We start from the raw sequence: 15,331 nt of genomic DNA, 5'->3' as shown, positions 1-15,331 counted from the left end.
GGGCGGGGCGGCGCGACGCGCGGGGGGAAGTACGACAAGGCCGTACATGGGGCCGGAATCGGCCATGTCCACTGTGCGGTGAATCGTTTGGACAGGGCAGGCGAGGTACCCGTGTCTTCCGGCTTCCCCCGCGGACGGTGTCCGCGCCGGTACTGTCGGCTGCGATACCCGGACGCACACCGCGTCTCTCACGAACGCGCCGAGGTGGCTTGTGAAGGCTATCCGTCGATTCACCGTCCGACCCGTGCTCCCCGAACCCCTCCGGGCGCTGAGCGATCTGGCCCGCAATCTGCGCTGGTCCTGGCACGCCGGGACCCGGGACCTGTTCCGCTCCGTCGACCCCGAACGCTGGGCCGCGGCCGGCGGCGACCCCGTACGCCTGCTGGGCAGCGTGCCCGGCGAGCGGCTCGCCGCACTGGCCGGCGACCGCGACTTCCTCGACCGCCTCGCCGCGGTCGCGGGCGACCTGGACGCCTACATGACCGGCGACCGCTGGTACCAGCGGCAGAGCGGCCGACTGCCCGCGGCCGTCGCCTACTTCTCCCCCGAGTTCGGCATCACCGCCGCCCTGCCGCAGTACTCCGGCGGGCTCGGCATCCTGGCCGGCGACCACCTCAAGGCCGCCAGCGACCTCGGCGCCCCGTTGATCGGCGTCGGCCTGCTCTACCGGCACGGCTACTTCCGCCAGTCCCTGTCCCGGGACGGCTGGCAGCAGGAGCACTACCCCGTCCTCGACCCGCACGAGCTGCCCCTGGACCAGCTCAAGGAGGCCGACGGCGCCCCCGCCCAGATCTCCCTCGCCCTGCCCGGCGACCGCTCCCTGCGCGCCCGCGTCTGGGTCGCCCAGGTGGGCAGGATCCCGCTGCTCCTGCTCGACTCCGACATCGAGGAGAACGACCTCATCGAGCGCGGGGTGACCGACCGGCTCTACGGCGGCGGCAGCGAGCACCGGCTGCTCCAGGAGATGCTCCTCGGCATAGGAGGTGTCCGCGCGGTCCGCACGTACTGCCGGCTCACCGGGCACGCGGCGCCGGAGGTGTTCCACACCAACGAGGGGCACGCCGGGTTCCTCGGCCTGGAGCGGATGGCGGAGCTGCGCGCCGGGGGGCTCGACTTCGACGCGGCCCTGGAGGCGGTGCGCGCCGGGACCGTGTTCACCACGCACACGCCCGTGCCGGCCGGCATCGACCGCTTCGACCGCGAACTGGTCGCCCGGCACTTCGGCCCGCACGCGGAGCTGCCGGACCTGGAGGTCGACCGCATCCTGCGGCTCGGCATGGAGACCTACCCGGGCGGCGAGCCCAACCTGTTCAACATGGCCGTGATGGGTCTGCGCCTGGCCCAGCGGGCCAACGGCGTCTCCCTGCTGCACGGCCAGGTCAGCCGGGAGATGTTCGCCGGACTGTGGCCCGGGTTCGACCCCGAGGAGGTGCCGATCACCTCCGTCACCAACGGGGTGCACGCGCCCACCTGGGTCGCCCCCGAGGTGTACCGGCTCGGCGCCCGGCAGATCGGCACGCAGCGCGCGGAGGAGGCGCTCAGCGTCGGCGACTCCGACCGCTGGGACTCCGTCGCCGACATCCCCGACCAGGACATCTGGGAGCTGCGCCGGTCGCTGCGCGAACTGCTGGTGCTGGAGGTGCGGGGACGGCTGCGCGCCTCCTGGCGGCAGCGCGGCGCCGGCACCGCCGAACTGGGCTGGATCGACGGCGTGCTCGACCCGGACGTGCTCACCATCGGCTTCGCCCGGCGCGTCCCGTCGTACAAGCGGCTGACGCTGATGCTGCGCGACCGGGACCGGCTGATGGACCTGCTGCTGCACCCCGACCGGCCGGTGCAGATCGTGGTCGCGGGCAAGGCGCACCCGGCCGACGACGGCGGCAAGCGGCTCATCCAGGAGCTGGTCCGCTTCGCCGACGATCCGCGCGTACGGCACCGGATCGTGTTCCTGCCCGACTACGGCATGGCGATGGCGCAGAAGCTGTACCCCGGCTGCGACATCTGGCTGAACAACCCGCTGCGGCCGCTGGAGGCGTGCGGCACCAGCGGGATGAAGGCCGCGCTCAACGGCGGTCTCAACCTGTCCGTGCTGGACGGCTGGTGGGACGAGTGGTTCCAGCCCGACTTCGGCTGGGCGATCCCCACGGCGGACGGCGTCGGGACCGACGCGGACCGGCGCGACGACATAGAGGCCGCGGCGCTGTACGACCTGCTGGAGCAGCGGGTGACCCGTGCCTTCTACGAGCGCGGGCGCAGCGGGCTGCCGGACCGCTGGATCGAGATGGTCCGGCGGACGCTGAGCCTGCTCGGGCCGAAGGTGCTGGCCGGGCGCATGGTGCGGGAGTACGTGGAGCGGCTCTACACGCCCGCCGCGCACGCGCACCGGACGATGAGCGCCGACGCCGCCCGGGAGCTCGCCGAGTGGAAGGCGACGGTACGGGGCGCGTGGCACGGGGTGACCGTCGACCACGTCGAGACGTCCGTGGCCTCGGCCACCGCGGAACTGGGCAGCACGCTGGCCCTCCGGGTGCGGGTGGGGCTGGGGAGTCTGCGGCCGGAGGACGTGGAGGTGCAGGCGGTCGCGGGGCGGGTCGACGAGGAGGATCGCATCACGGATGCGGCCGCTGTGCCGCTGAAGCCGGTGGGGGCGCACGGGGCGGGGGGTGAGTGGGTCTACGAGGGCCCGCTGTCCCTGGACCGGACGGGGCCGTTCGGCTACACGGTGCGGGTGCTTCCCAGTCATCGGCTGCTGGCGTCGGGCGCGGAGCTGGGGCTGCTGGCGGTCCCGTCGGAGGCGGTGGCGGAGGCAGCGGGCCTCCTGATGCGCTGAGCGCCCCTCCAGGGGCGCGAGGAACGGCGCGACCAGCCCCGTGCGGCCTGCACCCGGCGTGCAACAGTTCCCGGCACCCCGGTGGCCTCCAGGGGCGCGGGGAACTGCGCGACCAGCCCCGTGCGGCCTGCACCCGGCGTGCAACAGTTCCCGGCACCCCGGTGGCCGTACGGGGTGGGGCGCGGGGAACTGCGCGATCCGCCCCGTGCGGCCCGCACCCGGCGTGCAACAGTTCCCGGCACCCCGGTGGCCGTACGGGGTGGGGCGCGGGCCCGCTGGAGGGGTGCCGCCTGCGCCCACCCGTGCCGCCCCTAGCGGCACGACTGCCCGCAGACGGCAGGGGCAGCGCCCCTTCAGGGGCGCGGGGAACTGCGCGACCCGCCACGTGTGGCCCGCACCCGGCGTCCAACAGCCCCCGGCACCCCCGCGCACCCGTCAGGCGTCCGTGACCCCCCGGGTCGCGAGCCGCCGCAGCACCCTGCCGCAGCGGCGCGCGTAAGCGTGCTGCAAGGTCCGCGTGGCCGGCCCACCCGCCCGCGCGTACCAGCGCGCCGGCCTGCTGAAGGCAGAGACGGTCAGCCACACCGTCCCGTCCCCCGTCCGGTGGACGACGAACGCCTCCTCCCCGCTCTCCGGATGCCCCGCCAGCGTCCCGTACGCCCAGCCGGCCCGGCGGTACTCCTCCTCCGCCCACACCACCCGGCAGGGCGCCCGCACCACCCCCGCCAGGGTGACGGTCACGTCGACGTCGGACGCCGCCCGCTCCGCGGACGCGTCGACGCCGACGCCCATCTCCCGGTGCATCTCCCAGCCGAACAGCGCGTCCGCGGCCTGGCGGAACACCTTCTCGCCCTCGCCGAGCCGGGTGCGCTCCCTCAGGTGGTGGAAACCCGGAGGGCAGTAGTCGGGATCCCGGCTCGCGCCGACGTGGTCGTAGGTGAAGTCCGCCGAAGACATGGGACCCAAGCCTAGGCGGTGGCCTCGCGGCCACCGCCGGCACCGGTCGGCCTCAGCTGACGTTCACCGCCTTCCAGGCCGCCTCGACCGCCTTGTACTCCGCGCTGCCCGACCCGTACAGCGCCGACGCCGCGCTCAGCGTGCCGGTGCGGGCCGCCTTGTAGTTGGTCGTCGAGGTGAAGTACGTGGTCAGCGCCTTGTACCAGATCTGCAGCGCCTTCGCGCGGCCGATGCCGGTGACCGTGGAGCCGTCGTACGTCGGCGAGTTGTAGCTCACGCCGTTGACGGTCCTGGCGCCGCTGCCCTCGCTGAGCAGGAAGAAGAAGTGGTTGGCCGGGCCCGACGAGTAGTGCACGTCGACCGAGCCGAGGTTGGAGGACCAGTAGTCCCGGGACGCGCCGTCCTTGCTCGGCTTGTCCATGTACCGCAGCGGGCTGCCGTCACCGTTGATGTCGATCTTCTCGCCGATGAGATAGTCGCCGGCGTCGGCGGAGTTGGCCGCGTAGAACTCCGCGCCCGTGCCGAAGATGTCGCTGGTCGCCTCGTTGAGGCCGCCGGACTCGCCGCTGTAGCGCAGGCCTGCGGTGACGGACGTGACGCCGTGGCTCATCTCGTGGCCGGCGACGTCCAGCGAGGTCAGCGGGTTGACGTTGCCCGTGCCGTCGCCGTAGGTCATGCAGAAGCAGCTGTCCTGCCAGAAGGCGTTGACGTAGTTGCTGCCGTAGTGGACGCGGGAGTAGGCGGCCTTGCCGTCGTTCCTGATGCCGTTGCGCCCGAAGGTGTTCTTGTAGAAGTCCCAGGTGATCTGGGCGCCGTAGGCGGCGTCCACGGCCGCGGTCTGGTCGCTCGAGGAGCTGGAGGCGGTGCCGGTGCCCCAGGTGTCGTCGGCGTCGGTGAACAGGGTGCCGGTGCCGGAGGTGGAGCGCGCCAGGTTGTAGGTCTTGTGCCCGCCGCGCGCGGTGTCGTACAGCTGGTACGTCGAGCCGGACTTGTACGTGCCGAGGGTGACGGTGCCGGAGTACAGGCTCCGGCCGGTGCCGGTGTGCACGGCCTGCCACTCGTGCAGCTTCTCGCCGGTGGTGGCGTCGGTGATCACGTGCAGCTCGTTCGGGGTGCCGTCCTCCTGGAGGCCGCCGACGACGGTCTCGTAGGCGAGGACGGGCGTGCCCTCGGCGGCCCAGATCACCCGGCGGGGCGCGGAGCCGGCCTCGGCGCGCTCCGCGTCGGCCTTCCCGGCGGCGGCGGCGGCGAGCGCCTGCGCCTCGGCCTTGGCCGCGCCGACCTTCGGCGTCACGGAGGGCACCGCGACGGCCGTCCGCACGGCCTTGGTGACGGTTCTGGCGCCGCCCTCCGGCTGGTGGACGACCAGGTCGCCGCCGAGCACGGGCAGTCCGGCGTAGGTGCGCTCGTAGCGGGTGTGGACCGTGCCGTCGACGTCCCGCACCACGTCCTTGACGATCAGCTTCTCGCGGGCGCCGAGGCCTATCGCCTCGGCGGTGTCCGCGGCCGTGGCCTGCTGCTCCTGGATGAGGGAGGTGCGGGCCGCGGCGGACAGCAGCACGGGGGCGCCGCCCAGGGCCGGCGTGCCGGCGGGGGCGGAGCCGGCGGTCGCGGTGCCGGTGGCCAGTCCGGTGGTGAGCAGGGCGCCGGCCACGACCGCGGTGGCGGCGGCCAGGGCGGTACGGCGACGCGCGTAGAGGGGAGTCACTCGAAGCTCCTCGTGGGGTGAGTGGGGGATGCGGACGGTGGGGGGCCGTCCGGGTGGTGCACCGAGCGAGGGAAGAGTGACATCCGCGACGCGTACATGTCAGGAGGGGTGGATGACGTTGGCCGAAAATCGACGTCCGGATGAACATTGCGTGCGTGTGAACCCGCGTGACCTCGGCAAAGGGGCAACCCGCGGTGCGTATGGGGTCGGCAAAAAACGGCGCCGTCCCGGGTGGCGATGACCACCCGGGACGGCGCCGTGACGGGGTCCGTCTACGGGAAGGTCAGGCTCCAGCCGTTGATGTAGCCGGTGTCGTAACGGGCCACGTCCTGCACCCGCAGCTGCCAGGTGCCGTTGGCCGTCTCCGACGACGCGTTGACCGTGTACGTCTCGTTGATGTCGTCCGCGGAGCCGCCGGTGCGGTTGCGCAGCCGGTACGACGTGCCGTCCGGGGCCACCAGGTCGACCACCAGGTCACCGCTCCAGGTGTGCACGATGTCCACCGAGACCTGGAGGTTGGCCGGGGCGTTGCCGGTGCGGCCGGTGACGGTGATCGGGGACGTCACCGCGGCGCCGGCGTCCGGGATCGCCACGTCGGCGGAGGACTCGAAGGTGGTGCCGCCGCCCCCGGGACCGCCGGAGCGGGCGCCGACGTTGACGGCCGCCCAGGCGTCCTGCACCGCCTTGTACTCGGCGCCGTCCGTGCCGTACAGCTCACCGGTCGCCGCCAGGGTGCCGGTGCGGGCGGCCGCGTAGTTGGTGGTGGAGGTGAACTTCGTGGTGAGCGCGCGGAACCAGATCTTCTCCGCCTTGGCGCGGCCGATGCCGGTGACCGGCAGGCCGTCGGAGGTGGGGGAGTCGTAGGTGACCCCGTTGATGGTCTTGGTGCCGCTGCCCTCGCTCAGCAGGTAGAAGAAGTGGTTCGCCACGCCCGACGAGTAGTGCACGTCGATCGAGCCGATGCCGGAGTACCAGGAGTCCTTGGACCGGCCGTCCTTGCTCGGCTTGTCCATGTAGCGCAGCGGGGTGCCGTCGCCGTTGATGTCGATCTCCTCGCCGATGAGGTAGTCACCGACGTCGGAGGAGTTGTTCGCGTAGAACTCGACGGTCGAGCCGAAGATGTCGCTGGTCGCCTCGTTGAGGCCGCCGGACTCGCCGCTGTAGACCAGGCCCGCGGTGGCCGAGGTGAGGCCGTGCGACATCTCGTGCGCGGCCACGTCGATGGACGTGAGCGGGTTGGCGTTGCCGGAGCCGTCGCCGTACGTCATGCAGAAGCAGCTGTCCGACCAGAAGGCGTTGACGTAGTTGTTGCCGTAGTGGACCCGGGAGTAGGCGCCGACGCCGTCCCCGCGGATGCCGCTGCGGCCGTGCACGTTCTTGTAGTAGTCCCAGGTCAGCGCCGCCCCGTAGTGGGCGTCCGCGCCGGCCGACTCGGCGTTGGAGGGGCTGCCGTTGCCCCAGACGTCGTCGGAGCCGGAGAACAGCGTCCCGGTGCCGGAGGTGCCGCGGTTGAGGTTGTACGTCCTGTGCCCGCCGCGCGCCCCGTCGGTGAGGTTGTACGACGACCCGGACTGGGTGGTCGTCAGGTCGACGGTGCCGCTGTAGACGGTGTGGCCGGTGCCGTTCTGCACGGCCTGCCACTCGTACAGCTTCTCCCCGGTGGTGGCGTCGGTGACGACGTGCAGCTCCTGCGGGGTGCCGTCGTGCTGGAGGCCGCCGACGACCGTCTCGTACGCGACGACCGGCGTGCCGTCCGCCGCCCAGATCACCTTGCGCGGGGCCCGGTCGACGTCGGCGCCCGCGGCCTTCTCGGCCTTCGCGGCGGACAGGGCCTGCTGCTCGGCCTTGGCGGCCGGCACCGTCGCGGCGGTGGTGGCGGGCTTCACCGCGGCGCGGGTGGCCTTCACGACCTTGTCGGCCTCGCCGGCCGTGTCGCCCTGGACGACCAGGTCGCCGCCGAGCACGGGCAGCCCGTCGTAGGTGCGCTCGTAACGGACGTGCACGGTGCCGTCGCGGTCCTTGAGGACGTCGCGGACGACGAGCTTCTCCTTCGCGCCGAGGCCGAGGTCCTTGGCGGTCTCGGCCTTGACGGAGTCCGCCTGGCGCATCAGCGCGGCACGCTGGGCGGGGGTGAGCGTGACCGACTCCGAGGCGGACGCGGCGGAGCCCGCGGTCCGCGGCGCCGTGCCGGGGGCGGCGGTGGCGGCGCCGGACTGCACGGCTGTGGCGATCAGCGCGGCCACGCCGGCGAGGGCGACGGCGGCGACGCGGCGCTGCGTGGTGCGGGGGGTGCGTCTGTGGGACGTCCTGCTTCTCAACGCTGACTCCTTCTGCGGGGCCGCGGGGTTGCGCGGCCTGGGGAGACCGGCCGGCGGGTCAGCCGGCCGGGCAGAACGGAAGTGCTTCGAGCAGTGACCGCCGCACAACGGGCAGCCGAGGCTGTGGGGTTGCTGTGAAGCGGCCGTGGGAAGAGTGGCAGGGGAGTGCGCTTTCTGTCAGGAGCGCGTCAAGAAGTTGGCCGGATTCCGTCCGGTGTGCGGGAGGGGGTGTCCGGCAATCGGACGACGGCGGGCGGGACGTGCTCCGGGCGGCCGGGTCCGCCGCCTTGACGGACCCGGAACACCGGTTCCTACGGCGTGCCGCCGGCCGGCCCGTCCCCGTGCCAGGACCGCCACAGCGCCGCGTACACCCCGTCCGCCGCCACCAGCGCGTCGTGCGTGCCCAGTTCGGAGAGCCGGCCGTCCTCCATCACCGCCACCCGGTCCGCGTCGTGCGCGGTGTGCAGCCGGTGCGCGACGGCGACGACCGTACGGCCCTCCAGCACGGCGGCCAGCGCGCGCTCGGTGTGCCGGGCGGTCGCCGGGTCGAGCAGCGCGGTCGCCTCGTCGAGGACCAGCGTGTGCGGATCGGCCAGCACCACGCGCGCCAGCGCCAGTTGCTGCGCCCGCGGGCCGTCGGTGGGGTGACCGCCCTCGCCCAGCTCGGTGTCCAGACCGCGCGGCAGCTCCCGCACCCAGCCGTCCGCGCCCACCACCGCGAGCGCCGCCCACAGCTCCTCGTCCCCGGCGTCCGGCGCGGCGATCCGCAGATTGTCCCGGACCGACCCCAGGAAGACATGGTGCTCCTGCGTCACCAGCACCACCTGCCGGCGCAGCCGCTCCGGGTCCAGCGACGCCACCGGCACCCCGCCCACGGTCACGCTCCCGGCGGCCGGCGCGTCCACCCCCGCCAGCAGCCGGCTCAGCGTGGTCTTGCCCGCGCCCGACGGCCCCACCACCGCCAGCCGCTCGCCCGGCGTCACCGTCAGATCCACCCCGCGCAGCACCTCGCCGCCCCCGTCGTACGCGTACCGCACGCCGGTCACGTCGATCCGGTCGTCCGCCGGGTCCGGGGCGTCGCCGCGCCCGGCCGCGCGCGGCGCCCGGGCCAGACCCTCCACCCGCGCGAACGACGCGCCGCTCGACTGGAGCTGCTCCATCCGCATCAGCACCTCGTCCAGCGGACCGCTCAGCTGGAGCAGATACAGCGAGGCCGCCACCACCGCGCCCAGGCTCACCGCGCCCCGCTCGTGCAGCCAGCCGCCGCACAGCAGCACCCCGGCCACCGGCACGATGTACGACAGCTCGACCACCGGGAAGAACACCGAGCGCAGGAACAGCGTGCGCATACGGGTGCGGCGGGACGTCTCCAGCGCCTCCCGGCTCGCCCGGATCCGCCGCTCCTCCATCCGGAGCGCCTCCACCGTCCGGGCGCCGGCCGCCGTCGACGCGACCACCTCCGCCACGTCCGAACTGGCCGCGCCCTCGGCCAGATACGCGTCCCGGGCCCGCCGCAGATACCAGCGCAGCACCAGCCGGATCGGCGTCAGGCACAGCAGCCCCAGCGCGCCCAGCAGCGGGTCCACGACCAGGATCGCGGCCCCCACGAACAGCGACTGCACCAGGTTGACCAGCAGCGACGGCCCGGCGTCCCGCAGCGTCGTGCCCACGGACGTCACGTCCGCCGTGCCCCGCGTCGTCAGATCGCCGGTGCCCGCACGCTCCACCACCGCGGACGGCAGCGCCAGCACCCGGTCCACGAACCGCTCCCGCACCCGCGCCAGCGTCCGCTCCCCGAACCGGTGCCCCACGTAGCGGGCCCAGCGGGACAGCAGCAGCTGCGCCACCGCGCACGCCAGGATGACCGGGGCCAGCCGGTCCACCACCGCGGTCCCGCCGCCCGCCCGCACCTCGTCGACGATCCGCCCGAGCAGCCACGGCCCGGCCAGACCGGCGAGCGCCGCCGCCCCGTTCAGCGCCAGCACGCCCGCGAAGGCCCGGCCGTCCGCCCGCACCAGCTCGCCCGCCGCCCGGCGCACATCGGCCGGTTCCGCCACCGGCAGCCGCTCCCCGTTCATCCCGCCACCTCCTCGGCGACGCCCTGCTCGGCGTCCCTCGCCACCAGGCGCCGGTACTCCGGTTCGCCGTCCAGCAGATCGCGGTGGGCGCCGCTCGCCGCCACCTTGCCGTCCACCAGGAACAGCACCCGGTCGGCCCGGTCCAGCACCAGCGGCGAGGTGGTGGCCAGCACCGTCGTACGGCCCTCGCGCGCGGCGCGCAGCCGGCCGGCGACCAGGGCCTCGGTGTGCGCGTCCAGCGCCGAGGTCGGCTCCACCGCCAGCAGCACCTCCGGGCCGGCCAGCAGCGCCCGCGCCAGCCGCACCCGCTGCCGCTGACCGCCGGACAGGCTGCGGCCCTGCGCCGACACCACCGAGTCCAGTCCCCCGGGCAGCCCGCGCACCACGTCGTCGGCGGCCGCCGCGTGCAGGGCGCCCAGCACCTCCTCGTCGGACGCCTCGCACCCGCCCGCGACCACCTCGCGCAGCGGGCCCGCGAACAGCGCGGCCTCCGGATCGGCGACCAGGATCCGCTCCCGCACCCGGGCGAGCGCCATCTCGTCCAGCCGGACCCCGCCCCACGTGACCTCCGACGGCGCGTACCGGCCCAGCCGGTCCACCACGGCCGCCGCGTCCGCCGGCCGGGCGCACACCAGCGCGGTCAGCCGCCCCGGCAGCACCCGCACCCCGGACTCCGGGTCCTCCAGCGCGGACGGCTCCGCCGGCGGGTCGGCGGTGGCCGCGTCCGGCGGCGGCTGGATCCGCAGCAGGGCCGCCACCCGGCCGGCCGCGACCACGCCCCGGCTGAGGTAGTAGCCGGACTCGATCAGGAACATCACCGGCCACACCAGCATGGTCACGTACCCGTACACCGAGACCAGTTCGCCGATGCTGATGTCCCCCTGCGCGGCCTGCCGCGCCGCGATCCACGTCACCACCGCGAGGAACAGCGTCGGCAGGCCCGCGGACAGCGCCTGCATCCAGCTCGTCACCGCCCCCACCCGGTAGCCCTGTTCCCGCAGCCGCCCCGAGTCCCGGCGGAACGCGTCCGCGACCAGCCCCTTGCCGCCGAGCCCGCTCAGCACCCGCAGCCCGCCCGCGAGATCCCCGATCCGCGCGGTCAGCACACCCTGCCGCTCCCGGTACTCCGTCTCCGCGCCCTGGAGCCGCCCGGCCAGCGGCCCCACCACCAGCGCGATCACCGGCACCCCCAGCAGCACCACCGCGGCCAGCAGCGGCGACACCTCCAGCAGCAGCCCCGCCACCGCCGCGTACGCCACGACCGCACCGATCCCCGGCCCGACGGCGGTGAGCGCCTGCGCGATCACCTGCACGTCGCCCACGCCGATCGTCACGACCTCCCCGGCCGCCGCCCGCCGCTCCAGCGCCGCGCCCAGCCGCACCGTGTGCCCGACGACCACCTTCACCGTGCGGAAGTTGGCGTCCATCCGGACCTTCGTCATGGTGCGGTGCCGCATCATGCTCACCCAGGCGGTGAACGCGGTCACCCCGACCAGGGCGGCGGCCCAGTCGGCCAGCGCCGCCATGTCGCCGGTCTGGAGCCCGTCGTCCACCGCCCGGGACATCAGGTACGGCGTGGACGCCAGCAGCACCATCCACACGCTGCCGTACACCGCCCCCGCCACGCAGCGCCCCGGCTGCCGGCGCACCAGCCACCACAGATAACGGGCCCCGCCACGCCCGTCGGGCGTGCCGGGGTCCTCGTAGGCGTCGATCACGTCGGTTCCCCTCCCCCTGGGCGCGGACCCCGCGGACCCGCGACGGCGGTCGTCAGGCCAGGCTGTCCCGCCAGGCACGGTGCAGGTCGGCGAACCGGCCCGTGCCACCGATGAGTTCGTCCGGGGTGCCGTCCTCGACGATCCGCCCGTGCTCCATCACCAGCACCCGGTCGGCGATCTCCACGGTCGACAGCCGGTGCGCGATCACCACCGCCGTACGGCCCTTCAGCACCGTCGCCATGGCCCGCTGCACCGCCCGCTCGCCGGGGATGTCCAGCGAGCTGGTCGCCTCGTCGAGGATGAGCACCGCGGGGTCCGCGAGCAGCGCCCGCGCGAAGGCGACCAACTGGCGCTGACCGGCCGAGATCCGGCCGCCGCGCTTGCGGACGTCGGTGTCGTAGCCGTCGGGCAGCGCGGCGATGAAGTCGTGCGCGCCGATCTCCTTGGCGGCCCGCTCGATCTCCTCCCGGCCGGCCTCCGGACGGCCGATCGCGATGTTCTCGGCGACCGTCCCGGAGAACAGGAACGCCTCCTGGGTCACCATCACCACCTCGCGCCGCAGATCCCGCCCCGTCAGGTCGCGCAGGTCCACGCCGTCGAGCAGCACGCGCCCGTCGGAGGGGTCGTAGAACCGGGCGAGCAGCTTAGCCAGCGTCGACTTGCCCGCGCCCGTGGAGCCGACGACCGCGACCGTCTGCCCGGCCGGCAGGGTGAGGCCGAAGCGGGGCAGCACCTCGCCGCCGGTGCGGTACGCGAACCGCACGTCGTCGAAGACGACCTCCCGGCCGGGGAGTCCGGGGCGCCGCTCCGGGAGCTCGCGGGGGGACGTCGGCTCGGGCACGGACGGGGTCTGCGCCAGCAGCCCGGCGATCTTCTCCAGCGAGGCCGCCGCCGACTGGTAGGAGTTGAGGAACATGCCGAGCCGGTCGATCGGGTCGTACAGCCGCCGCAGATACAGCACGGCCGCCGCCAGCACACCCAGCGCCAGCGTCTGACCGGCCACCCGGTAGGCGCCCCACAGCACGATCAGCGCGACCGTGGTGTTGGCGGTCACCCGGGAGCCCACGACGTAGCGCGCCATCTCCAGCAGCGCGTCGCCGTTGGTCTTCTCGTGCCGCCGGTTCAGCACCGCGAAGTCGGCGTCGTTGGCCTGCTCGCGGCGGAAGGCGCGCACCGGGCGGATGCCGTTCATCGTCTCGACGAACTTCACGATCACCGCGGCGATCGCCGTCGACCGCCTCCGGTACACCCGCTGCGCCCGCCGCTGGTAGGACCGCACCAGCAGGTACAGCGGCACGAACGACGCCACCGCCACCGCGCCCAGACCCAGGTCCAGCCAGAGCAGCAGCACCGAGATGTACACGGCCGACAGGATCGTCATCACCAGTTCCTGAAGGCCCTCCTCCAGCAGCTCCCGCAGCGACTCGACGTCGGTGGTGGAGCGGGAGATCAGCCGCCCGGAGGTGTAGCGCTCGTGGAAGTCCACGCTGAGCGCCTGCGCGTGCCGGAAGATCCGCCCGCGCAGGTCCAGCAGCACGTCCTGGCTGACCCGCGCGGAGACGGTGATGAACGCGTACTGCAGCGCCCCGGCCGCCGACGCGCACAGCAGATAGCCCACCGCCACCGCGATCAGCGGCCCGTGGTCGTCCCCGCGGAAGGCGGGCACCGCCCGGTCGATCGCGTACGCCACCAGCAGCGGGCCCGCCTGCACGGCGGCCTGCTGGAGCAGCAGCAACAGCGCGGCCACGGCGACCCGGCCGCGCATCGGCGCGAGCAGGGAGCGCAGCAGCGCGCCGGTGGCGCCCGGGGGAGTGGGCAGCACGTCCCGGTCGAAGGGGTCGCCGTCCTTGTGCGTCGCCTGGTCGTCGTCCTCGTCGCGGACCGGTGCGGTCGTGGCCGCCGTCATCGCTGCTCCTCCAGTTCCTCCGCCGGGTCGCCCGACATGAGGTGGGCGTACTCGGCATTGCCGCGCAGCAGTTCGTGATGGGTGCCGACCGCCGTGATCCGCCCGCCGGACAGCAGCGCCACCCGGTCGGCGAGCAGCACGGTGGACGGGCGGTGCGCCACGATCAGCGCCGTGGTGTCGGCGAGCACCCGGCGCAGAGCGGCCTCGACCGCGGCCTCGGTGTGCACGTCCAGCGCGGACAGCGGGTCGTCCAGCACCAGGAAGTCGGGGCGCCCGACGACCGCGCGGGCCAGGGCGAGCCGCTGCCGCTGCCCGCCGGAGAGGCTCAGCCCCTGCTCGCCGACCTGGGTGGCGGTGCCCTGGGGCAGGGCGTGGGCGAAGTCGGCCTGGGCGACGGCCAGGGCGCGCTCCAGGTCCTCCTCGCCGGTGCCGCCGCCCATCAGGACGTTCTCACCGACGGTCGCGGAGAACAGGGTGGGTTCCTCGAAGGCGACGGCGACGCGGGAGCGCAGTTCTTCCCTTGACATCTCGGTGATGTCCCGGCCGTCGAGGGTGATGCGGCCCTCGGTGACCTCGTGGAGGCGGGGGACGAGGGCGGTGAGGGTGGTCTTGCCGCTACCGGTCGCGCCGACCAGGGCGAGGGATTCGCCGGGGCGGATGTGGAGGTCGATGCGGTTCAGGACGGGGGGTGAGTCTTGTGGCGCGTCGGGGTAGCGGAAGGTGACGTTCTCGAACCGCAGTCCGCCCTCCCGTCGGGCGTCGCGCCTCCCGGCGGATGCCGTCGTCCCCGACTCCGGCTCCGCGTCCATCACCTCGAAGTAGCGTTCCGTGGCCGTCGCCGCCTCCTGGCTCATCGCCAGCAGGAAGCCGATGGAGTCCACCGGCCAGCGCAGCGCCAGTGTCGTGGACAGGAACGCCACCAGCGTGCCCGCCGACAGCGTGCCGTCCGCCACCTGCACCGCGCCCAGCACCAGCGCCGCCCCGATGGCGAACTCGGGCAGCGTCACGATGATGCCGAGGATCGTCGCCAGCAGCCGCGCCTTGTGCAGCTCCGTGCCCCGCAGCTTCCCCGACAGCTCCCGGAACGCCCGCGCCTGGCTGCGGTGCCGGCCGAACCCCTTGATGATCCGGATGCCGAGCACGCTCTCCTCGACCACCGTCGTCAGGTCGCCCACCTGGTCCTGCGCCTGTCGCGCGGCCAGCGAGTACCGCTTCTCGAACACCACGCAGGTGATCAGCACGGGCGCCGCCGGCACCAGGATGACCAGCCCCAGCGCCCAGTCCTGCACCAGCATGATGATCACGCCGACCAGGATCGTCACCCCGTTGACCAGCAGGAAGGTCAGCGGGAACGCGAAGAACATGCGCAGCAGCGCCAGGTCCCCGGTGGCCCGGGACAGCAGCTGGCCCGAGGCCCAGCGGTCGTGGAAGGCGATCGGCAGCCGCTGGAGGTGCCGGTACAGACCGGCCCGCATCTCCGCCTCGACGTGCGACAGCGGCCGCGCCACCAGCCACCGCCGGAACCCGAACAGCAGCGCCTCCGCGAGCCCGAGCAGCAGCAGGTACAGCGCGCCGAGCCACACCCCCGCCGGGTCCCGGTCGGCGATCGGGCCGTCGACCATCCACTTCAGGACGAGCGGGATGACCAGCCCGATGCAGGACGCCAGGACGGCGATGAACGCGGCGGAGAACAGGCGCGCCCGCACGGGACGCACGTACGGCCACAGCCGCAGCAGCGTCCGCACGGTGGAGCGGGGCTCCCGCGGAGAAGGTGTAGTGGGCATCAGCAGTGAGAGTACGGTTCGCCACTGACGCT

At 73.8% G+C, this 15,331-nt stretch carries 8 protein-coding genes; 1 reads left to right on the top strand and 7 read right to left on the bottom strand.

The features are described 5' to 3' along the window. Positions 1 to 211: 211 nt before the first annotated feature. Positions 212 to 2,830, top strand: a complete 2,619-nt coding sequence (locus CCN29_RS09000; protein ID WP_086680902.1) for a glycosyltransferase family 1 protein — start codon at positions 212 to 214, stop codon at positions 2,828 to 2,830. A 435-nt stretch (positions 2,831 to 3,265) separates the two neighbouring features. Here CCN29_RS09000 and CCN29_RS08995 read toward each other — a convergent pair whose 3' ends face one another. The 7 genes from CCN29_RS08995 to CCN29_RS08965 form a co-directional block, all read right to left on the bottom strand. After that, positions 3,266 to 3,787: a DUF1990 domain-containing protein gene (locus tag CCN29_RS08995; RefSeq protein ID WP_006134153.1), complete on the bottom strand. Its 522-nt coding sequence runs from the start codon at positions 3,785 to 3,787 to the stop codon at positions 3,266 to 3,268. Positions 3,788 to 3,839: 52 nt separating this feature from the next. After that, entirely contained in the window at positions 3,840 to 5,495 is a 1,656-nt protein-coding gene (locus CCN29_RS08990) for a M4 family metallopeptidase (protein ID WP_086680900.1), read from the bottom strand. A gap of 272 nt (positions 5,496 to 5,767) precedes the next feature. Beyond that, positions 5,768 to 7,813, bottom strand: coding sequence for a M4 family metallopeptidase (locus tag CCN29_RS08985; RefSeq protein ID WP_006134155.1), 2,046 nt, complete (start codon positions 7,811 to 7,813; stop codon positions 5,768 to 5,770). A gap of 311 nt (positions 7,814 to 8,124) precedes the next feature. Continuing rightward, a complete protein-coding gene (locus CCN29_RS08980; RefSeq protein WP_006134156.1) occupies positions 8,125 to 9,891 on the bottom strand; it encodes an ABC transporter ATP-binding protein in 1,767 nt (588 codons plus the stop codon). Beyond that, entirely contained in the window at positions 9,888 to 11,609 is a 1,722-nt protein-coding gene (locus tag CCN29_RS08975) for an ABC transporter ATP-binding protein (protein ID WP_086680898.1), read from the bottom strand. The genes CCN29_RS08980 and CCN29_RS08975 overlap by 4 nt, the downstream gene beginning before the upstream one ends. Before the next feature lie 52 nt (positions 11,610 to 11,661). Next, positions 11,662 to 13,515, bottom strand: coding sequence for an ABC transporter ATP-binding protein (locus CCN29_RS08970; protein ID WP_006134158.1), 1,854 nt, complete (start codon positions 13,513 to 13,515; stop codon positions 11,662 to 11,664). Beyond that, positions 13,512 to 15,299, bottom strand: coding sequence for an ABC transporter ATP-binding protein (locus CCN29_RS08965; protein ID WP_086680896.1), 1,788 nt, complete (start codon positions 15,297 to 15,299; stop codon positions 13,512 to 13,514). The genes CCN29_RS08970 and CCN29_RS08965 overlap by 4 nt, the downstream gene beginning before the upstream one ends. Positions 15,300 to 15,331: the final 32 nt, after the last annotated feature.

The organism is Streptomyces pseudogriseolus, assembly GCA_002154585.1.
Taxonomy (GTDB): Bacteria; Actinomycetota; Actinomycetes; order Streptomycetales; family Streptomycetaceae; genus Streptomyces; species Streptomyces pseudogriseolus.
Note: the sequence above shows the minus strand (reverse complement) of the source record. Positions and strands in the feature narration are given on the sequence as shown.

Bases quoted from the DNA above. Each gene is read 5' to 3' on its own strand.
- CCN29_RS08980 (WP_006134156.1), bottom strand. From the start codon at position 9,891: ATGAACGGGGAGCGGCTGCCGGTGGCGGAACCGGCCGATGTGCGCCGG.
- CCN29_RS08970 (WP_006134158.1), bottom strand. From the start codon at position 13,515: ATGACGGCGGCCACGACCGCACCGGTCCGCGACGAGGACGACGACCAG.
- CCN29_RS08995 (WP_006134153.1), bottom strand. From the start codon at position 3,787: ATGTCTTCGGCGGACTTCACCTACGACCACGTCGGCGCGAGCCGGGAT.
- CCN29_RS08965 (WP_086680896.1), bottom strand. From the start codon at position 15,299: ATGCCCACTACACCTTCTCCGCGGGAGCCCCGCTCCACCGTGCGGACG.